Annotated in this window: 13 protein-coding genes; all 13 read left to right on the top strand. The window is 53.2% G+C overall.

The genetic code is table 11. The features are described 5' to 3' along the window. The first annotated feature begins 25 nt into the window (after window positions 1–25). The 13 genes from WH37_RS13565 (at window position 26) to WH37_RS13505 (ending at window position 21,236) form a co-directional block, all read left to right on the top strand. Window positions 26–1,441, top strand: coding sequence for an FAD-linked oxidase C-terminal domain-containing protein (locus WH37_RS13565; protein WP_046231088.1), 1,416 nt, complete (start codon window positions 26–28; stop codon window positions 1,439–1,441). 16 nt (window positions 1,442–1,457) lie between these two features. Then, a complete protein-coding gene (locus WH37_RS13560; RefSeq protein WP_143088402.1) occupies window positions 1,458–2,891 on the top strand; it encodes a (Fe-S)-binding protein in 1,434 nt (477 codons plus the stop codon). Between the two features lie 31 nt (window positions 2,892–2,922). Beyond that, window positions 2,923–5,640, top strand: coding sequence for an alpha-L-rhamnosidase (locus WH37_RS13555; protein ID WP_046231087.1), 2,718 nt, complete (start codon window positions 2,923–2,925; stop codon window positions 5,638–5,640). 222 nt (window positions 5,641–5,862) lie between these two features. Then, on the top strand, window positions 5,863–7,623 hold the full coding sequence (locus WH37_RS13550; protein ID WP_046231086.1) for a sensor histidine kinase: 1,761 nt from the start codon (window positions 5,863–5,865) through the stop codon (window positions 7,621–7,623). Between the two features lie 105 nt (window positions 7,624–7,728). Next, window positions 7,729–9,093, top strand: a complete 1,365-nt coding sequence (locus WH37_RS13545) for an ABC transporter substrate-binding protein (RefSeq protein WP_046231085.1) — start codon at window positions 7,729–7,731, stop codon at window positions 9,091–9,093. A gap of 160 nt (window positions 9,094–9,253) precedes the next feature. Further along, complete coding sequence (locus WH37_RS13540) at window positions 9,254–10,123, top strand: carbohydrate ABC transporter permease (protein ID WP_046231084.1); 870 nt, start codon at window positions 9,254–9,256, stop codon at window positions 10,121–10,123. Further along, a complete protein-coding gene (locus WH37_RS13535; protein WP_046231083.1) occupies window positions 10,120–10,941 on the top strand; it encodes a carbohydrate ABC transporter permease in 822 nt (273 codons plus the stop codon). Before WH37_RS13540 ends, WH37_RS13535 begins: the two co-directional genes overlap by 4 nt. Before the next feature lie 36 nt (window positions 10,942–10,977). Then, window positions 10,978–12,663 carry a response regulator transcription factor gene (locus tag WH37_RS13530; protein WP_046231082.1) on the top strand — a complete coding sequence of 562 codons (1,686 nt, stop codon included), beginning with the start codon at window positions 10,978–10,980 and terminating at the stop codon, window positions 12,661–12,663. A 21-nt stretch (window positions 12,664–12,684) separates the two neighbouring features. Next, window positions 12,685–14,409 carry a glycoside hydrolase family 88 protein gene (locus tag WH37_RS13525; protein ID WP_046231081.1) on the top strand — a complete coding sequence of 575 codons (1,725 nt, stop codon included), beginning with the start codon at window positions 12,685–12,687 and terminating at the stop codon, window positions 14,407–14,409. A gap of 75 nt (window positions 14,410–14,484) precedes the next feature. After that, window positions 14,485–15,153 (top strand): aspartate/glutamate racemase family protein, encoded by a 669-nt coding sequence (locus WH37_RS13520; RefSeq protein WP_046231080.1) that lies wholly within the window; start codon window positions 14,485–14,487, stop codon window positions 15,151–15,153. A 67-nt stretch (window positions 15,154–15,220) separates the two neighbouring features. Continuing rightward, the gene (locus tag WH37_RS13515; RefSeq protein WP_046231079.1) at window positions 15,221–16,480 is read left to right on the top strand and encodes a ribulose-bisphosphate carboxylase large subunit family protein; all 1,260 of its coding nucleotides are present in this window, start codon (window positions 15,221–15,223) and stop codon (window positions 16,478–16,480) included. A 6-nt stretch (window positions 16,481–16,486) separates the two neighbouring features. Beyond that, window positions 16,487–18,001, top strand: coding sequence for a four-carbon acid sugar kinase family protein (locus tag WH37_RS13510; RefSeq protein WP_231594235.1), 1,515 nt, complete (start codon window positions 16,487–16,489; stop codon window positions 17,999–18,001). Continuing rightward, complete coding sequence (locus WH37_RS13505; RefSeq protein WP_046231078.1) at window positions 17,991–21,236, top strand: glycoside hydrolase family 2 TIM barrel-domain containing protein; 3,246 nt, start codon at window positions 17,991–17,993, stop codon at window positions 21,234–21,236. The genes WH37_RS13510 and WH37_RS13505 overlap by 11 nt, the downstream gene beginning before the upstream one ends. The last annotated feature ends 49 nt before the right edge of the window (window positions 21,237–21,285 follow it).

Below are 21,285 nucleotides of genomic sequence, written 5' to 3'. Positions count from 1 at the left end.
AATCATTTGAGCAGGGGGCAAAAGGATGCTTCAGCAAGAGATTCGGCACGAGCTTCTAGCGATTGTTGGCAATGAATATTACAAGGATGATGCGCAGGCGCTCGTTACCCATTCTTATGATGGGACGCCCATGCTTCAAGCGCTGCCCGACGGCGTTATCTATCCCGCGAATACGGAGCAGGTGAGTGCGATTATGAAGGTGCTGAATAAGCATCGCATTCCCATCATCGGCCGCGGCTCAGGCACGAACTTATGCGGTGGCACCGTTCCGGTAGAGGGCGGCGTCGTGATGGTCATGCACCGGATGAATCGTATTTTGGAGGTCGATCTTGAAAATTTGGCTGCGGTCGTTCAGCCCGGCCTCATTACGAAATCTTTTATCGCCCATGTGGAGTCGCTCGGCTTGTTTTATCCGCCCGATCCCAGCAGCATGGCAATATCAACGATTGGCGGCAACATCGCTGAATGCTCTGGCGGGCTGCGCGGGCTCAAATACGGCACAACGAAAGATTATGTCATTGGACTGGAGGCCGTATTGGCAAGCGGCGAAATTATTCGTACCGGCGGCAAGCTGATGAAGGATGTAGCGGGCTATGATTTGACCAAGCTGCTCGTAGGCTCTGAAGGGACGCTTGCGATTATTACCGAAGCGACGCTCAAGCTTGTGCCGCCACCGAAGTTCAAGAAGACGATGCTGGCGATGTATAAGGATTTGTATGGCGCGGCGCGAACGGTTTCCAAAATTATTGAAAATCGGATTATTCCATCTACGCTCGAATTTCTCGACAATGCGACGGTGCGGGTGGTCGACGATTTTGCCAAGCTTGGCTTGCCGCTAGATATGGAGGCGATTTTGCTCATTGAGCAGGACGGAGAGCTGGAAGTGGTGGAACGGGACATTGCCCGGATCGAGGAAATTTGCCGAAGCGAGCAGGCGCACAGCGTCAGCGTCGCCGAAAGTCCGGAGGAAGCGCTCAAGCTGCTTACGGCACGGCGTAGTGCGTTTACTGCATTGGCACGATTACGGCCGACGACGATTCTTGAGGATGCGACGGTGCCTCGCTCCAAAATTGCCGAAATGGTGCTGGAAATTAATCGGATTGCCCAAAAGCATCAGGTGACCATTTGTACTTTCGGCCATGCGGGCGACGGCAATTTGCATCCTACAGCAACGACTGATGCTCGGGATCAGGAAGAAATCCACCGTGTCGAAGCAGCGTTTGAAGAAATTTTCGAGGCAGCGATTCGGCTGGGCGGGACGATTACAGGCGAGCATGGCGTCGGACTGGTCAAATCTCCTTATCTCGAATGGAAGGTCGGCTCCGCAGGCATCGAAGTGATGAAGGCAGTTAAACAGGCGTTCGACCCGCATCAATTGCTCAATCCCGGCAAAATATTCGCCAAACAGTCGCGCAAGAGGGTGGTGCTTCAGCATGGTTAAAACGGTAGACAGGCTAATGGTTGGAAGCACAGCAGCAACTGCAACCACAAGCGTTAACGCGCCAGGAACGGAACCCGCGTGCAGTTCTCCGCAGCTGCAGCTTGCTGGAAAGCTCAAGCTGCGACTGGATGAGGATCAATTGACCAATTGCATGCGCTGCGGCTTCTGTCTGCCTGCTTGCCCAACGTTCCGTGAAACCGGCATTGAAGCCGAATCGCCACGCGGTCGCATCGCATTAATGAAAGCGGTTGCCGATGGTTTGATGATGCCCGACCAGTCCTTTGAGGAGCAGATGAGCCACTGTCTCGGCTGCCGCGCATGCGAGCCCGCTTGTCCGGCAGATGTGAAATATGGCCAGCTCATTGAGCAGACGAGGGAGGCGATTGAAGAGCATACGGAAAGCCATCGGTGGTGGGTGAAGCCGCTGCGGCAGGTTGTGTTCAAGCAGCTTTTTCCCCATCAGAAGCGAGTGCGTCTGCTCGGAGGAGCTATGCAGCTGTATCAGCAATCTGGGCTTCGCAAGCTGGCGCGCAGCTCTGGCGTTATGAAGCTGCTGCCGGCGCATTTGAGCGAGATGGAGGAGGTGCTGCCGTATGCCTCAAGCAAAGGAATTGTTCAGAAAATCGGCAGTCATCATCCGGCAAAAGGGGTGAAAATAGCTAGCGTCGGCCTATTTCGCGGCTGTCTCATGGATATGCTGTTCACGGAAACGAACATCAAGACGGTGGAGCTGCTGACGGAAGCTGGCTTTGAGGTTTTCATACCGGATACACAGGCTTGCTGTGGAGCGCTTCATGCGCATAGCGGGGAGACGGAGGATGCGCGGTCACTAGCCAGGCTTAACATTGCCGCTTTTCAGGCCGCTGGTGTGGATTATATCGTATCCAATGCCGGCGGATGCGGCGCCATCCTCACGGAATACGATCATTTGCTGCATGAGGATGAGCAGTGGAGGGAAGGCGCAGTCTGGCTGGCGAAGCGTGTTGTGGATATTAGCGATTTGCTTATCCGTTCCGGCAAGCTTGCTACCGCCCAGATGAAGGAACAGCCGATTCGGATTACGTATCAGGATTCCTGCCATTTGCGAAATGTGATGCGCTCTGCTGATGCTCCCCGGAAGCTGCTGCGAGAGGTAAGTGGAGCTGAGTTTGTAGAAATGTTTGAGGCTGACCGCTGCTGCGGCTCGGCGGGCACCTACAATATTGTTCAGCCGGAAATGGCAGGAGGGCTGTTAGCGCGCAAAATGGAGCATGCCAATGCGACAAAGGCGCATTATTTGCTTACGAGCAACCCTGGCTGCCTACTCCAAATGAAGCTCGGAGTAGCCAAGCATGGAGACGGTCAAATGCAGGTGCAGCATATCGTTGATTTTCTGCATGAGCGATTGGTTCATAACAGCCCAGATATAGCACAGGAGCAAGCAGAAGAGCAAGCAGCAGGAAACGTTTGAAGCGATAAAAATTGCGGGAGGCTGAAGCTTTATGGCGTTAACGATTGAGGATTGCAAAACGGAGTATATGACGAATCCGCTCGGTATTGAAGCGGCTAAGCCGCGCTTGTTCTGGAAGCTGCGCTCGGAGGAGCGTTCCGTCCGCCAAACAGCGTATCAGGTGCTAGTTGCTTCTTCAAAAGAACAGCTGGGCGCAGATGAGGGCGATCGCTGGGATAGCGGAAAAACGGAATCGAGCGATTCGATTCAGGTGGAATATGGCGGCAGCCCGCTTGATGCGGAAGCCGAATGCTTTTGGAAGGTGCGCGTTTGGGACAATTATGGGCGCGTATCAGAATGGAGCGAGCCAAACTTCTGGACGATAGGGCTGCTTCATAGGGCAGCGTACCGGGGAAAATGGATTGGCCGCAAGCATGATGAGCAAGCAGCAGGCAGACAGCCTTCGCCTCATTTGCGCAAGCCATTCACCTTGGGCGGCAAGGTGCGCCGCGCCACAGCTTATGCGACAGCGCTCGGCTTGTTCGAGCTTTACGTTAACGGGCAGCGGGTGGGGGATTATTTTGCCCCAGGCTTTACGGACTACAATGTCCGCTCGCAGGTGCAGGCCTACGATATTACGCCGCTGCTGCATGAAGGCGACAACGCCTTTGGTGTCATTATAGGAGAAGGCTGGTATGCGGGCACGGTCGGCTTTCTTGGCGACAAGGTGTACGGGGAGCGTCCGTTTTTTATGATGCAGGTTTATGTGGAGTATGAGGATGGCACGAAGCAAAGTGTGGCGACCGATCATACGTGGAAGGTGAGCAAAGGTCCAATTTTGTATTCCGATTTTATTATGGGCGAAGCCTATGACGCGAGACTTGAAATGGCGGGCTGGTCGAAAGCGGGCTTTGATGACAGCCGTTGGGAGGAGCCAGATGTCCGGCCTGGCTATAACGGCATGCTGGTGGCGTCTAATGAGCCGCCGATCAAGGTGATGAAGACGATAAGGCCAATCCGGATGGAAAAGACACCAAGCGGCAGTTATATTTTTGATATGGGACAAAATATGGTCGGCTGGACGGAGCTTCGCGTTAGCGGGGAGCGCGGCACAACGATCACGATCAGCCATGCGGAAATGCTCTGTCCTGATGGCTCGCTATATTTGGATAATTTGCGTGTTGCTGTTCAGCAGGAGCATTATACGCTTAAAGGCGAAGGGCTGGAGCGCTACGAGCCGCATTTTACATTCCATGGCTTTCGTTATGTGGAGCTGATTGGCTTTCCTGGAGAGCCTGATTTGGATACGATTGTAGGCAAGGTTGTTCACTCCGACACGCCGGAGACTGGGCATTTGGAAACGTCGAATGCGATGGTCAATCAGCTGTTTTCCAACATTACATGGGGGCAGCGCGGCAACTTTTTGTCCGTCCCGACCGATTGTCCACAGCGGGATGAGCGGCTTGGCTGGACGGGGGATGCGCAAATTTTTGCGCGTACAGCCTCGTACAATATGGATGTGGCAAGGTTTTTTAATAAATTTATGTGGGATATGATTGATTGCCAGCAGCCTTCGGGCGCTTTCACCGATGTGGCGCCGGATGCAGGCTGGATTCGCTATAAAAACTGGAGCACGCGCCTGAACTGGTATGCGCCGGATAACGCAGGCTGGGGCGATGCGGGCGTCATTATCCCATGGACGCTGTATTTAATGTATGGCGATGTGCGCATTCTGGAAACGCATTATGAGGCGATGAGCAGATGGGTCGATTACTTGCATGCAACGACCGAGGAGCTTGTAAGGCCGAACTATGCCAACTACGGCGACTGGCTGTCCATTGATGCGGATACGCCAAACGAGGTGCTGGCAACCGCTTATTTTGCCTACAGCACGAAGGTGCTTGGATTAATTGCCGGCGTGCTGGGCAAGGAGGACGATGTCCGCCGGCTGGAGCAGCTGTTTCAGGGCATTGCCGCAGCATTCCGCCTTGCTTTTGTAACGGACGAGGGCCGCATACATGGGGAGACGCAAACGGTATATGTACTTGCGCTGCAATTTGGCCTGCTGACAGAGGAGCTGCGCTTAAAAGCAGTCGACCATCTCACAGCGGATATTGCCAGCCGCGGAAACCGCTTGACGACGGGCTTCCTCGGCGTCGGTTATTTGCTGCCCGCGCTGTCTGATAACGGCCGGCTGGACGTTGCTTACCAACTGCTGACGCAGGAGGCTTTTCCATCGTGGATGTATTCCATCAAGCATGGAGCGACGACCATTTGGGAGCGCTGGGATGGCTGGACGGAGGAAAACGGCTTCCAGACGCCGCAGATGAATTCCTTCAATCATTATTCGCTAGGCTCCGTCGGAGAGTGGATGTTCCGCTATATGGCAGGCATTGAAGCAGACAAGGCAGCACCTGCCTTCCGTCATGCGATTATCCGTCCCCAGCCGGGAGGCGGCCTTTCTTTTGTGAAATCTCACTTTAGTTCGTTATATGGAAAAATCGAAGTAGACTGGCAAATAGATCAGTCCGGCGAGTACCAGCTTAACGTACAAATTCCTGCTAATACGACGGCAACGCTTTACATTCCAGGTGCGGTCAACGCCATCGATGGAGCAGCTATTGGTACGCTGGAGGATGCTTCAACGGAGTTGTTCCCAGCTAGTCCGTCCGGCAGCCATGATATCAAGCTGCTTGGAGCTTTTGGCGGCCAAACGGTGCTGGAAATTGGCTCCGGCTCCTACCGCTTCGCCAGTCAGGTCAAAGTCTAGCCAAGTCTGCTGCGAGCAAGTTTTTGGAAAAGCTCCGTTTTTCAGCTTCAAATGAAGGGAAGCAAATTCATTCGCCCAAAGCCGTCTCGAATCAGAGAAGCGACTTTGGGCTTTTTAAGCTAGACACTATTTGCTATAGGTTCGGCTCGTCCGATTCGTTATAATGAAAATAAAACATGACAGGCCTGAGGGGGAATTTTTATCCGGCTGCGCAATGAGCTGTTGCTGAGCTACTTTATTATTATTTTGGTGTGCATTACGCTGGTCGGTTCGGTCTCCTTCTATATTTCCTACAAAACGATGGCAAGCCAAGCGGAGGCTGCCAGCCTGCTGCTCGTCCAGCAAATTGAAAAAAATATGGACAATGATTTTCATAGCAAGCGCAATCTGCTGCTTGCCTCCTACAATGAGCAAAGCTATATTGACGGCGTTAACCGTTACACCGAGCTTAGCGACCGCGAACGTTTCCTATTCAGGCAGAAAATCGGCGATTTGTATTTGAAAAGCTTCAATGTAACGCCAATCCGTGATTTTTTGCGTTTTCAAATTTATTATAGCAATGGCGAGCTGCTTAGCTCTTCGGACGAAAGCGGACAGCATAACCCGGCGAAGGTGCGGGGCTCCGAATGGTTCCGCCAAACGGTGGCGAAGGATGGCGAAGTGTTTTACAGCGGCTTCATCCCAGCGGCAGACCGGACAATTGATGGGGAAACGGCGTATTTTTCCTCCATTATGATTCGCGATTTTTCCAATCCCGAGCAGTTTATTTTAGTTCGCGCCGAATACCGTGCGGAGCTGTTCAACAGCATTGGCCGCAACGACGGGCTTTCGCCAAACAGCAGCATTGTCATTCTTGACGAAGGAAACCGGCTTGTTTATGCGTCGGGTGATGCGCAGCGTTATGCAGGCGGGAAGGAGCTGACGAGCCGCATTAACGGCAGTCAGGGCAAGTTTTGGCTCAGTCTGGATGGAGAAGATCGGCTTGTGTCTTATACGAATTCCTCTTATTCGAACTGGAAGGCCGTGCTTATTGTGCCGAAGCATGATATTTTTGGCGCATTAGACATCATTAAGACGACGGTTATTGTGACCGCTTTCATTGCCTTTGTGATTACGCTGCTTATTTCGGTATTGTTCGGGCAGCGGATTACGAAACCGATTCTGGACTTGTACAAAACGGTTAACCGCATTAAACGCGGCGATTTTTCAGTGCGCGTCGAGGTGCGGCGCAATGATGAAATTGGCAGAATCGGCATGAACTTCAATGCGATGCAGGATGAGCTGCAAAATTTGATTGAGACTAGGTATGTGAACCAGATTAAGCTGCAGGAGGCACAACTCGCCATGCTTTATTCACAGATTAATCCGCATTTTCTGTACAATACGCTCGACAGCATCCGGGCGATGTCCGACTATTACCAAGTGCAGGAAATTAGTGAAATGGCGCAGTCGCTCGCCGATATTTTTCGCTACAATACGAAAAACAAGGATGAAATCGTCACGCTGCAGGAGGAGCTTGTGCAAATTGAAGCATATATGAATATTCAGCGCATTCGCTTTGAAGACAAAATTTCCTTTGAGCAGCAAATCGATGACGACCTCTACAGCTTTCCTATGCTTAAAATGACGCTTCAGCCACTCGTTGAAAATGCAGTATTCCATGGCATTGAGCGCAAGCGGGGCAAAGGAACGATCGCTGTAATCGTCAGCAGAGAGGGCGGCAGCATAACGCTCACCGTCAAAGACGACGGCGTGGGCATATCCGACAAGCATTTGGCCGATATCAGAAGCAGCTTGAAGCCTCCGCTTCAACAAGGTGAAGGATTGAGCTCGGACACGCGCAGCGGCATCGGGGTGCTAAATGTGTATTCGCGTTATCGGATTCGTTATGGCGAACGCTTCGAGTTTCATATTAACAGCCGCAAAGGTACAGGAACCGAAATTAAGCTTCTTATTCCTGAACACTTGGAAGCGCATTCATAATAGTCGGAATATTAAACATTAGAAGTCAGAATCGTGGACAGAAGCGAGGAAGCGCTTTCAATACAATAAAGAAGCAGATAATTATGAAGGAGAGGGTGTCTTATCATGAGAAAGATGAAAGCGGTTTACCTCACAATGGCGCTGATGCTGGGAGCATTTTCGCTATCGGCTTGCGGGAGCAGCAATGGCAGCTCGCAGGGGACGAATACCCCGGAGGGAACAGCAACAGCGGGCAGCTCAACTGAAGCGTCCGCGAAGCCGTCTGCAAAGCCCGTTACGCTGACCTTTCTGATTCCGAATACGGAGGATGTCACGCCTTACAATCTTATTTTTAAAGAGTTTGAAGCGAAGACGGGCAATAAAGTCGAGGTACAGGCGCTGCCGGGCGGCGACTATGACAATATGCTGAAAACCCGCTTCTCGACGGGCGATTTCCCTGACGTATTCCTCATGCAGCCGGGCACGAAGCAATATGTAAAGCTTAGAGCGGATGAGACGCTGTACGAATGGTCCGGCGAGGCTGGCGTTTGGGACAATGTCATTGATACGATTGTGGACTTCCAGAAGGATGCGGCTGGCAAAGCTTATGGCGTGCCATTCGGCAAAACCGGCATGATGGGCGTCTTTTACAATAAGGATGTATTTGAAAAAGCGGGCGTCGCCGCTCCAACAAATTATGCGAATTTAATTGAAACGGCTAAAAAGCTGAAGGCCGATGGCGTAACGCCGTTTTATGAGGCAGTAAAAGATGGCTGGCCGACGCAAGTATTTTATTTGACCGGCTGGGTTAGTCAGGTAGACCAGGAAATTGGCGACGAAGGCGTACAGAAGCTGAACGTCAATCAGCTGAAGCTGTCGGATATCGCGGCGCTGAAGGATCTTTTTGTAAAATCGAAGGAAATTAAGGATCTCGGCTTGTTCCAAAAAAATACGCTGTCCGGCACATTCGACGAGCTGCAAAACGAGCTTGGCGAAGGCAAGGTAGCGATGGCGTTTATGCTCGATGGCATTTTGCCGCAGCTTGAGAAAAAATTCGGCAAAGATTTTGTAACGAACAAAATTGGCTTCTTCCCGTTCCCAACTGCAGCAGATACAGGTACGGCCATGATTACGCCTCCGAACCAACTGATGGTGCCGTCGAAGGCGAAAAATCTGGATGCTGCCAAGGAATTGGTCAAATTTATGATTTCGAAAGAAAGCGTCAATATCTTTTACCAAAGCCAGCCGGGCATTCCGGTGTTCAAGGATGCAACGAGCGAGCTGTATCCGATGCAGCAGACGGTTAAAGACTATATTGATGAGGGCAAATCGAAGGTCAATGTACAAAATCGCCTGACGGCATCGTTCCTGGACTTGGGCAAAATTCTGCAAAACTTCCACATCACAGGCGACGTGGACACGGCGATTAAAGAGATGGATGCCAACTATGTGAAGGACGGAAACTCGAAGCGTCTTGAAGGCTTTGAATAAAGTGGCTGGGTAAAAAAAATAAACCACAGAGACGGCAGCAGGGCAAGCCGGAGCTGTTAATTACCGGACGGGATAGGTGCTGCGGGCGATGCGATCAAGGTGATCGAGGCTTCGCCCCGCCATCCCGGCCAAACAGGACAGGAGCAGGAGGGCAAGCCCTATGGAGAGAAGCAAATATCCGTTATATTTTTCATTTCCGGCAGTTATCGTGTTTTTATTGTTTTTCATTGCGCCAACCGTTATCGGGATCTATTACAGCTTTACCGACTGGAATATTAACGCCGATGCGATTAAATTTATTGGACTTGAAAATTATAAGGAGCTGTTTAACGAGCCGCGCCTTAAGCAGGCTTTTATAAACACCCTTATTTTCGCCGCCGCCGTTACGCTGCTGCAAAATGCAGTCGGCCTCGCCTTGGCGCTATTGTTGAATGAAAAGCTGAAGCTGCGCAATCTGCTTCGGATGATCTTTTTTATGCCGTATGTCATCGCTCCGCTCGTCATTGGCTACATTTTCCGGGCGATTTATCATCCCGAGCATGGCATTGTCAATCAGTTTTTCGGACTGCTGGGCATCGATTTTATGGTGCAGGATTGGCTGAATGATCCTCGCTTCGCGCTGTTCACCGTTATTATGACCGACATTTGGCGGGTGGCGGGGTTTTCGATGGTCGTCTATTTGGCTGGCTTGCAGTTCATTCCGAAGGATTTGACGGAGAGCGCCTCTATTGATGGGGCGGGCTACTGGACGCGGTTCAAGCATGTTGTTTTTCCGCTGCTCGCTCCGGCGTTCACGGTTAACGTGCTGCTGGCGATGATTGGCTCGATGAAGGTGTTCGAAATCGTAATGGTGCTGACCGAAGGCGGTCCGGGCTACACGACGGAAGTATTTTATACGTACATCCGCAATACATTCAGCTCCGGTGAAATGGGCTATGCGACTGCGATAAACATGCTGTTGTTCGTACTGGTCACGCTTGTCGGCATTCCGGTATTGCTGGCGATGAAGAAGAGGGAGGTGGAGATGTGAGAAGCCGAAAATATTCTCCTTTGCTGCTGGAGCTGCTCGCGATCTGCCTGGCTCTGCTCATTCTCATTCCGTTTTTTATGATATTCATTAACTCGTTTAAGGATATTCGGGAGTCGGCGCTGTTTGGGCTGTCGCTGCCAAGCAATTGGGTATTCAGCAATTATGAAGAGGTATTTAATCAGGATAATCTACTGCGTGGCTTCAAAAATAGCTTTATGCTGTCGGCGCTCGTCGTCGTCAGCGTCAATTTATTCGCTTCGATGGCTGCGTTTGTCATCCAGCGGCGCGGCGGCAAGTTTTTGCAGGGCGTATATTTAGCCTTCATTATGGGGCTGATTGTGCCGGTCTCGATCGTGCCAACGATTCGACTGATGGACCTTTTGCATATAAAAGGAAGCTACTTAAGCATCATTATGTATTATACGGCGGTGCTGCTGCCGTTTGCGGTATTTCTGCTCGTCGGATTTATTAAATCGGTGCCCCGCGAGCTGGATGAGGCAGCGATTTTGGAAGGCTGCGGCTACTTCCGGTTATATTTTAAAATCATTTTGCCGCTCATCAGCACGGTGCTGGTGACCGTCTCCATCGTCGTCATTGTGTCGGTATGGAATGACTTTTTCGGCCCGTTTTATTTGGTCACGGACAGCACCAAATGGACGATTGTGCTTCAGGTATTTAACTTCGTTACGCTGTACAGCACGAACTGGGGCGTCGTATTTGCCTTTATGATTGTCGTCATTACACCGGTGCTGGTCATTTATTTGTTCCTGCAGCGCTACATTATTGACGGCTTGACGGCGGGCTCTGTGAAAGGCTAAGCAAGTAAAGAAGGCTACAGGAAGGGGGCGCGGGCCATGCGCAAGGTCATGGTTGTGGACGATGAACGCTGGATACGGCGAGGACTGATTCAAATGATTCCGTGGGAGGAGCTGGGACTTGAGCTTGCCTGTGAAGCGGTCGATGGCGAAGAAGGCTACGAGCTGGCGCTGCTGCATAAACCCGACCTGCTGTTCCTCGATATGCGCATGCCCGGCTTCGACGGCAAGGAGCTGCTGGGCTTGCTGGCCGAATCGCTGCCGGGCGTTGTGACGATCGTCGTCAGCGGCTATTCGGATTTCGAATATACGAAGGAGGCCATCCGCCATAAGGCGTTTGATTATTTGCTCAAGCCGCTCAAGCGGGAGGAGCTGATTACGGTGCTCGGCAAGGCGCTGGCGCTGCTGGACGAACGCGACATGAGGCAAGAGCAGCAGCATCGGGACAGCCGAAAAAACTGGCTGCTGGACGTTTTGCAGCGCGGTGAACAGGCTCCACAGGATCACACTCATGTTCGAGCGATAGGCGGCAGTGCGGAGACAAGCATATCATCATTGACGGAGTGTGTGCCGGAGCTTCCGGGTGGAGGCTCCGGAAATAAAGCGCTGCTGCTGCTCGCGCAGCCGGACTATTACATCGAGCAGGGTGGCATTCAAGAGGCGGCTGGGAAAATAGAGCGGAGGCTGCAGCAAAGCCAGCCCTTTTATTTTGAAGGCTGCTGGTCTTTTGTTGCAGCCGCCTCCCCGGTTAATCTCGGCGAAATAGCCATCTGCTTGTTCGGCAGCCGATTCGAGCATGCGGAGGTGCAGCGGCTTGCCGCGTTGCTTCAAGGCACGCTGCGCGAGGAGATGGGCACAAGCTACAGCATGAGCGCTGGAAGCAAGCCTTGCCTGCTTAATCAGCTACCAGCTGTATACAGCAAGCTTCAGCAGCGTCTGGACGGGAGGCAGCTGGGAGAAATGGCGATCATGGGGTTTGTGGAATGTACGTTTGAGCCGGAGGAGAAGCAGGGTAAGCAGCAGCCATCTTTGCCTGCAGGTGCTGTAAATGCCGATTTTTATCCGGCGGAGCTGGAACAAGCGTTTCTTGTGCAGCTGCAGCTTGGCAATGAGGAGCAGATGAGGGCGGAATTCAACCGTTTTTTCACGGCGCTTGCGGCTCCGTCGCGGACGGTGGATGGCCTGCGGCGCAGCGCCTCGATGCTGGTGCATGCACTGGAGCGGCAGCTTCAAGCGGCGCACACTAGCCTAGAGCAGCTGAGCGGGAAAAGTGCGCTCGCCTACATGGAGCTGATCCGGCTGCGCAAAGATCATGTATCGGTTAAGCGGCTGTTCGAGGAGCAAATATTGCCTACTGTTGCTGCTCAGCGCAGCAACAGCCAAGGGCGCCATGGCGAGCAGTTGGTCCGTGAAATTCAAAAGCTGATTGAGCTGCATTATGACCAGCCGCTTAGCCTGCCGCAAATCGCAGAAAGCCGCTTTTTGAATGCCGATTATGTAGGCCGTTTGTTTAAAAAAACGACGGGGAGCAATTTTGTCGATTATTTAACCGATTACCGGATTGCAAAGGCGACCGAGCTGATGCGTTATCCGCAATATAAAAACTATGAAATAGCGGAGCTTGTCGGTTATGAGGACTACCGTTATTTCAGCCAAATTTTTAAAAAGAAAACCGGGCAAACGATTGGCGAATACCGCGGCGCAGCCGGAAAAACGCCGCAATAAACGATAGGGGAGAGACTTGCGATGCAAACGAGACAAATACCAGATACGCTGACCCTTGCGGACAGAGCAGGACATGCGATGAATGCGATTGTCGGAATGGCAGACCGCGACTACAATGATATACCCTTTTTTGCTGCAAACCTGATGAAGGAGCCAGCCAATTTGACACACGGAGACTGGGATTATGGCTCATCGCATGGCCGGATGGTGGACGGGATGATTTTGGCCCGCCATATGTCGGGGGAAACGTTTGGTACGGAGACGGAGGAGAAATACCGTGCGAATCTTCTCTCTTTTTTCAAGGAAGACGGTCTTAGCTATCGCCAAACGAACCCGCATCACAATTGGGAGCCGAATGCCAATCTGATTGACCAGCGCGCTGTCATTTTATCGCTGACGAGCTGGTATATGGAGACGGGTGATCCGAAGGTGAAGGAGGCGGCAGATAACCACGTTGCGGCGCTCAAACGAATTGCGATTAAGGAGCGCGATGTGTGGTATTATCCGGCGTCGGAGTATAAGGAAGGCGGCTGGCCGTCGTCCAATGCTGTACTTCTGCGCCTTGCTCCTGATCCGGCTGCCTTCTGCGGTCGGCTCGTCATGCCGCTGCTGAAATACCATGAGCTGACAGGAAATGCAGATGCGTTCGAGCTGTGCCAGTTTTTCACCGCGCTGATCGTGCAGCGCAGCGGCGTGTTTAACGCCGACGGCAGCTTTAATGATGCGCTCGCTTACCGCAGCGGACATTTTCATACGAGGCTCGGCACACTCGACGCATTGGCGCGGTTTGGCGTGTTCACGGGGGATGCGGCGCTGCTCAGCTTTGTGGAAAAAAGCTACGCTTGGGCGATTACACAGTGTACCGCTTTCGGCTGGACGCCGGGCGACATGAAGGAGCAGGCCTATGAGCATGAAACATGCTCGCTGGTCGATCTAATCGCCACTGGCATTACGCTCGCGCAAAGCGGCTATACCCGCTACTGGGGCGTGACCGAGCGTTATATTCGCAACCATCTTACCGAGTCACAGCTGCTCGACATGGACTGGGTTAAGGAAACGGACGACCGATCCGGCAACATTCCTGGACTTATTACGCATGAAAATATTGCGAAGCGGACGCGGGGCGCCTTTGCCGGCTACTCGGCACCGAATGATTTCTGCTGCAACGTCAACCATGGGCGGGGACATACGAATGATTTGCAAATTTGCTGCCTCGGCTCGGGCACGCGCGGGCTGTTCATGGGCTGGAGCAATACTGTTACCGAGAAAAAAGGTACCGTTAGCGTTAATTTCCTGCTCAACCGCAGCTCGGCTTGGCTCGATGTCGACAGCTATTTGCCGCATGAAGGCAAGCTGGTGCTGCATATCCACCGCGATATTCCGCGCCTGCAGGTGCGCATTCCCGAATGGGCGGGCTTCGCGAAAGTGGCCTTTACCCGCGAGCTGAACGGCAGCACGGAGCAGGGCAAAGGAAGCGAGCCGAGCCGCTGGGTGAATGAATGCTTCCTGCTGCTTGGCGCAGCGTCAGCTGGAGAAACGATTACGATTACGTTCCCGCTGTCGCGCCGCCAGACGGTTGAAACCGCAATCGGGCAAACGTTCGTAACCCAGTGGCAGGGCGATGATGTGATTGGCATTTCGCCGGAAGGGGAACATCATCCATTCTATAGCGGCAGACAGGTGTATGACAAAGCACCGATGCGTGAAGGCAGCATGCGGCGGATGGAGCGCGAGCTGGTCTGGTAGTTCTGTTAGTCTGTTAGTTCAGTAGACCGCGTTAAGGAGCAGGTGCAATAAACGATCAAAAGGGAGGCTGGGAATATGACAACGGTAGTTGCGGTTTATACCGGACAAGGGCTTGCTGAGCCGCTGAAGGCTGTGTTTCAGGAGGTGCTGCCGGGCGTGCGGCTGGTCAACATTATTGATGACAGTCTGATCGGCGATGTCGTCAAGGCGGGGCATATTCCGGCGGGAGTGAGCAAGCGGCTGACGCAATATTTTCAGCATGGGGAGGAGCTGGGAGCGGATATCATTCTGAACACCTGCTCCTCCGTCGGTGAAGTGGCTGATGCTGCGAAGGGACAGCTTGGCATTCCGCTAGTTAAAATTGATGAGGCAATGACCGCCAAGGCGGCAGCCGAATACAACGCGATTGCGGTGCTCGCCACGCTGCCTTCGACGCTCGAGCCGACAATGCGGTTTTTGGCGAAGCAGGCGGAAGCGATTGGCAAAGAGGTAACCATCTTGAATGGGCTCGCTGTTGGAGCCTTCGATGCGCTGGTAGGAGGGAACCCGGCGGTGCATGACCGCATTTTGCTGGAGACGGCGCTTACGGTCAGCGATAAAGCGGATGCGATTGTGCTGGCCCAAGGATCAATGGCTCGGATGGAGGGGGCCATACGGGAGGCTACAGGCAAGCCAGTGCTGTCCAGCCCGCGGCTTGCTGCCGAGCAAATTAAGGAGATGCTGGCAGAGCGGGGCCTGCTTTAGCAGCAATGATTTTAGAAAGAACAGGTATAACAAGGGACAAAGGCAGATATAGCGGGAGGGAAAAAGCGTGGAAAAAGAGAGAGTAACAGCTGTCTATTTGATAGAGACACCCTATACGCTGGAACGTGCTGCAGAGGTGATTGCGGGCGAGCAATCGACGGGTACCTTTACAGCGGTGCCAGGCGAGACGGATCAGCTGAAAGAGCGGCACGGGGCGCGGATTGAACAAATTGTCGAGCTTTCGCCTGTGTCCTCTCCGACGCTGCCGGGCTCCAAAACGCCGCCGGGTCATGATGGTCTTTATCGGCGCGGAGAGGTGACGATATCCTTTCCGCTGCACAATTTTGGGCCGTCCATTCCTAATTTAATGTCTGCTATTGCGGGCAATTTGTTCGAGCTGCAGGAATTGTCCGGGCTGCGGCTGGTTGATTTGGAGCTGCCGGAAGCATTCGCAGCCCGTTACCCTGGCCCGAAATTTGGCATTGCGGGCACTCGGCAGCTAACCGGCGTGTATGACCGCCCGATTATGGGGACGATTGTCAAGCCGAGTATCGGGCTTCCTATGGCTGACTTGCAGCAGATGATTATGGACGTTTCGGCTGCCGGGCTTGATTTTATAAAGGATGATGAACTGAATGCAAATGGGAGTTACGCGCCTCTTGCACAGCGGGTGAGTGCGGTAATGGATGCCGTCAACCGGGCGGCTGATGCAACGGGCAAAAAAATCATGTACGCCTTCAATATTACGGGTGATATCGATGAAATGGAGCGTGGGCATGAGCTGGTCGTCAAGGCTGGCGGCAACTGTGTCATGGTCAGCATTATGAGCGTCGGACTGACGGGGCTTGCCCACTTGAGCAAATATAGCGAGGTCCCGATTCACGGTCATCGCAATCAGTGGGGCATGATGACGCGCTGCCCGCTGCTGGGCTTCGCTTTTCCAGCCTATCAGAAGCTGTGCCGCCTGGCAGGGGCCGACCATCTGCATGTGAACGGTTTAGACAGCAAATTTTATGAAAGCAACAGCTCGGTCGTCAGCTCCATACGCGCTTGTTTGAAGCCCATGTACGGCGGCTATGGGACGATGCCTGTCGTATCCTCGGCACAATGGGCGGGGACTGCTCCGGCTACTTATGAAGCAACAGGGACAGTAGATGTGATGCATTTGGCAGGCGGCGGCATTTTGGCCCATCCGGGCGGGGCGGCGGCTGGCTTCGCAAGTATGAAGCAGGGCTGGGAAGCTGCCGTTGCCGGCATTCCGCTCGCTGAGTATGCAAGTCGGCATCCTGAGCTGCAGCAGGCTATAGCAAAATACGGAAAGGGCTGAGCGGTGATGGACAGAGCGGGATTAACGCATAAGCCAGGCGACAGTGCTTCAAGCGGAAGCGGCAGGAATTTAACATACAGCATGGGGGATATCAGGCGGCAGCAAAATGATGCATTCTGCGACGAGCGACTCTCGGCACCGCAGCGCCTGCTCAGCTACTATGGCGACGATTTCACAGGCTCAACCGATGTGCTGGAAGCGCTGTTCCGAGCTGGTCTACGAGCAGCGTTATTTCTGGAACCGCCTAGCGAGCAGCTGCTTGCAAGCAGCTTTGCAGATCTAGAGGCCATTGGAGTAGCGGGCATCGGGCGTTCGCTAACTCCAGATGAGATGGAGCGCGAGCTGCGTCCGGTACTGGAACAGCTGCGAAAAATAGGGGCAGCCGTTACGCATTACAAAATATGCTCCACATTCGATTCCTCCGCTGAAATTGGCAGCATCGGCAAGGCGGCAGAAGTCGGCCGCGCGGTGTTTGGTGCTGGCTATGTTCCGGTACTGGCAGGGGTTCCTTATTTGGGACGCTATACGTTGTTTGGCAACCATTTTGCAGCGGCGGGCGGGGAGACGTATCGGCTTGACCGCCATCCGACGATGTCGCGCCATCCGATTACGCCAATGGCGGAAGCAGATTTGCGCAGGCATTTGGCGCAGCAGACGGATTTAAAGACGGCGCTGATGGATATTTTGGCGCTGGATGGAGAAGCGTTCGAAGTGGGCGAACGGCTCACTAAGCTTGTAGAGCGCGAGCGGCCTGATCTCGTGCTGTTTGATGTGCTCGACGAAGCTAGACTGGCAGCGGCTGGACAGCTGATTTGGGCGGAAGCCCAGCAGCGCGACGGCCTATTTGCCATTGGCTCCTCTGGCCTGGAATATGCGCTTGGAGCCTGTTGGCAGAAGCTTGGTTTGCTGCCGCCACAGCCTGAAATAAGCGCTGCTCCAGCAGCGGAAGTTGAACGTCTGCTCGTTGTGTCGGGAAGCTGCTCGCCGGTTACGGAGCAGCAAATAAAGGCAGCGCTGGCAGCGGGTTTTGCAGGCATTCGGGTACCGGCAGAGGAACTGCTGGACGGAAAGAAAGGAGCGGCTGCGAGGCAACGGCTGCTGAGCGAGGCTCGGGAAAAGCTTGCCGAAGGGCGCAGCCTGATGCTTTATTCAGCGGAAGGTGTAGACGATCCAAGCATTCCGCGTTTCCGTGAAACGCTTGCTGAGCAGGGCTATGGGCCTGAGCAAAGCAGTCGCCTATTAGGCGCTTTGCTTGGAGCGCTGGCGCGGGAGCTGATCATCGACGAACAGCTTACACGCATCGTCATTGCTGGCGGGGATACGTCTGGTTATGTGACGCGTGGCTTGGGCATTTATGCGCTGGAATGCGTGGCTGCGCTGACGCCGGGGGCGCCGCTATGCCGAGCTTTCTCGGAGGAGTCCGCGCTGGATGGGCTGGAGCTTGTGCTGAAGGGTGGACAAATCGGCGAACGGGATTTCTTCACCCGTATGAAGGAAGGGAGGGCGGCTCATGCCAACTGAACGCGAGCAGCTTCCAGATTATTGCAACTTAAAAGTGCTGGAGCGCGGTACAGTGCCGCCGCGCAGCGAGATAATTCCCTTTGACAATACAGCAGCCGCGCTGCGTGGTGACCGAAACGAATCTCCCTATTACAGGCTGCTCAGCGGCAATTGGCGTTTCCGCTACTTCGAATCGCCGCTGCATTGTCCAGCAGATAGCCATTTGGATGATTGCGATGATAGCCTGTGGGATAAGATTCCCGTGCCCTCCAATTGGCAAATGCACGGTTACGGACAGCCGCATTACAGCAGCTGTCCTTATCCATTCCCGCTTGACCCTCCACATATTCCACTGCTCAACGCTACTGGCTGCTACCGTACCAGCTTTACGGCTCCTGAGCATTGGCATGAGCGGCAAATTCGCCTCGTATTTGGCGGAGTCGATTCCTCCTTCCATGTATGGCTGAATGGCAAGCTGCTCGGATATAGTCAGGGAAGCCATCATATGACAGAGTTTGATATTTCCCGGCTGATCCGCCCCGGCTCTAATTTGCTTGCGGTTCGCGTCTACCAATGGTGCGAGGGCAGCTACTTGGAGTCGCAGGACAAATGGCGGCTGAGCGGCATTTTTCGCGATGTTTATTTAACGGCGCAGGCCGCTGTCACGATTGAGGATGTTCTGGTGCGAACCGAATTTGTACCCGGCTCGGCGTATCAGGAGGCGAGCTTGAGCTTGCGAATGACGCTCGCTCAAAGCAGCATTTGGAAGAGCGCGGTGGAATCCGATAATTGCTCAGAATACAGCACTGGAGAAGGCTTCCGTTTAAGCGCAACCTTGCTAGATGCGGACGGAGAGACCGTGGCAGTTCAATCGTTCGATCCTAATCATCCATACCACCCTTGTAATTCTGGTGCTATGGTAGAAGGCCGCTTTCCAACGTCTCATTCGCTTAAAGAGCTCAAAACGATAGATGCCATTTTTCCTATTTCAGAGCCTCAGCTATGGACAGCAGAAACGCCTTATTTGTATGAGCTGTTGTTGACGTTATATGGGCCGGATGGAGAGACAGCAGAGGTGAAGCGGCTATCGGTTGGCTTCAGGGATATTCAAATTGAAAAAGGAAAGCTGCTTATTAATGGACAGCCTATTGTTATCCAAGGCGTCAATCGCAACGAGTTCCACCCGCAATTAGGTTATGTAACGACGCCCGAAGCGATGCTGGAAGATATAAGGCTGATGAAGCAGCATAATATCAACACGGTCCGGCTGTCCCATTATCCGAATGATTCACGTTGGCTCGATTTATGCGACCAATTTGGCTTATACGTTATAAACGAAGCGGATTTGGAGACGCACGGGTTTCATTTTATGGGCGATGAGTCTTATTTGAGCAAGCATCCAGATTGGCGGGAAGCCTATATGCATCGTGCGCAAAAGATGTTTGGGCGTGATAAAAATCATCCTTCTGTCATCGTATGGTCGCTAGGCAATGAGTCTGGCTACGGTGAAAATCATGACGCTATGGCGGAATGGATGCGCAGCGCCGATCCGACCCGCCTGGTTCACTACGAGCGAGCTTATGAAGCCGCAGTCGTTGACATCGTGAGCTCCATGTACCCTTCTGTCGACATGCTCATAGAAGAAGGCCGCAAGCCGGATGACCGTCCTTATCTTATGGTCGAGTTTGGTCATGCCATGGGCAATTCCACGGGCAATTTGCAGGAATATTGGGATGCGGTTTATGAATATCCACGACTGCTGGGCGGCCTCATTTGGGAATGGTCAGATATGGGCATTTTGCGGCAAAATGATGACGGGGAAGCGTTTTACGCTTATGGCGGCGATTTTGGCGATGCCCCGCACAGCGGACCGTTCTGCATGGATGGGCTGCTGTTTCCAGACAGAAGCGTTAAAGCGTCCCTACTGGAATACAAGAAGATCATTCAGCCTGTGAAAATAAAGCCGGACCCCGCGCAGCTTGGCCGGGTTCATCTTACGAATCGCTACAGCTTTTTGTCGCTGGAGCATTTGGAAGGGCATTGGCAGCTGCTGCGGAGTGGCGCTGCGGTTGCGCAAGGCGAGCTTGCCCGCTTGCAAACGCCGCCCGGCGGGGAAGAGACGGTAGTCATTCCACTCCCTTCGGAGCAATTAATGGAAACAGGCGAGTATGCGCTGCATATCCGCTTTACAGAGCGTAATAGAAGCTTGTGGTGTGACGCTGGTCATGAGACAGCTTGGGCCGATTTGCTGTTTGAGGAGGCGGGTTGGCCCCCGCAGGACAATGTATCTGTGTATTCCGCTAATGACGAATTTTCTAGTAAAGTTCATCTAGAAGCAGCCGATGCTTCCGGATTGATGCCCGTAACAATGCCGTCAATGTCCCAAAATTTGCAGCGGGAGGACGGTAAGCTAGTGAGTCGCATAAGCGGGAATGGTTTTCAGGTAGACATGGATCAAATGACAGGCACGATTAGCAATTGGCTGTATCACGGTTATGAGCTGCTGCTCACAGGTCCACAGCTGCAGCTCTGGCGCGCCCCGCTGGACAACGATGTCCATCTGGCAAAAGAATGGGTGAAAGCCGGTTATGACCGGCTCCAATGGCAGCTGCGCCGGTTTTCGATGACGGTTGACAACAAAGGAAGCGTCATAGCTGCGGCTGACGCGGTCATCGGGGCAAAAGGCGAGCCAGCAGCTTTCCGCTGCAAAATGATCCACCAAATCAACGCCGACGGTTCCATAGGCGTGGAAACGACGATTGAACCGCTCGGAAGCGAGCTGCCGCCACTGCCGCGATTTGGTTTGGAGCTGCGTCTGCATGACAGTTATGACCAGTTCAGCTGGTACGGCAGAGGCTCTCATGAATGTTACGCCGACCGTAAAGAAAGCGGCAAGCTTGGTATTTACAGCGGCACGGTAGCGGAGCAGTTTGTCCCCTATGTTAAGCCGCAGGAAAACGGAAATAAGTGCGATGTCCGCTGGGCGAAGCTTGGGAATGGGGAAGGGGCGGGAATCGGTATAACGGGCAGCGAGCTGTTTAACATTAGCGTCCACCATTATTCCACGGAGGATCTGTCGCGCACCAGCCACGTTCATAAGCTGATCAGGCTGCCAGAAACGATTGTCAAAATGGACGCCAAACAAAGCGGTATCGGCAATCATAGCTGCGGCTACGCGCCGACGCTGGACGCTTATTTAGTAAAGCCGCAGCCGATGAAGCTGTCCATTATGCTTTTTCCGCTAACGAACGCTTAGTAGGATGGATACCCATTAACGAATATTGGAGTGGGGAAAAATAGCAGGA

Source organism: Paenibacillus algorifonticola (assembly GCF_000971975.1).
GTDB classification, from domain to species: Bacteria; Bacillota; Bacilli; order Paenibacillales; family Paenibacillaceae; genus Pristimantibacillus; species Pristimantibacillus algorifonticola.
This window is presented reverse-complemented; position numbering and strand designations above follow the sequence as displayed.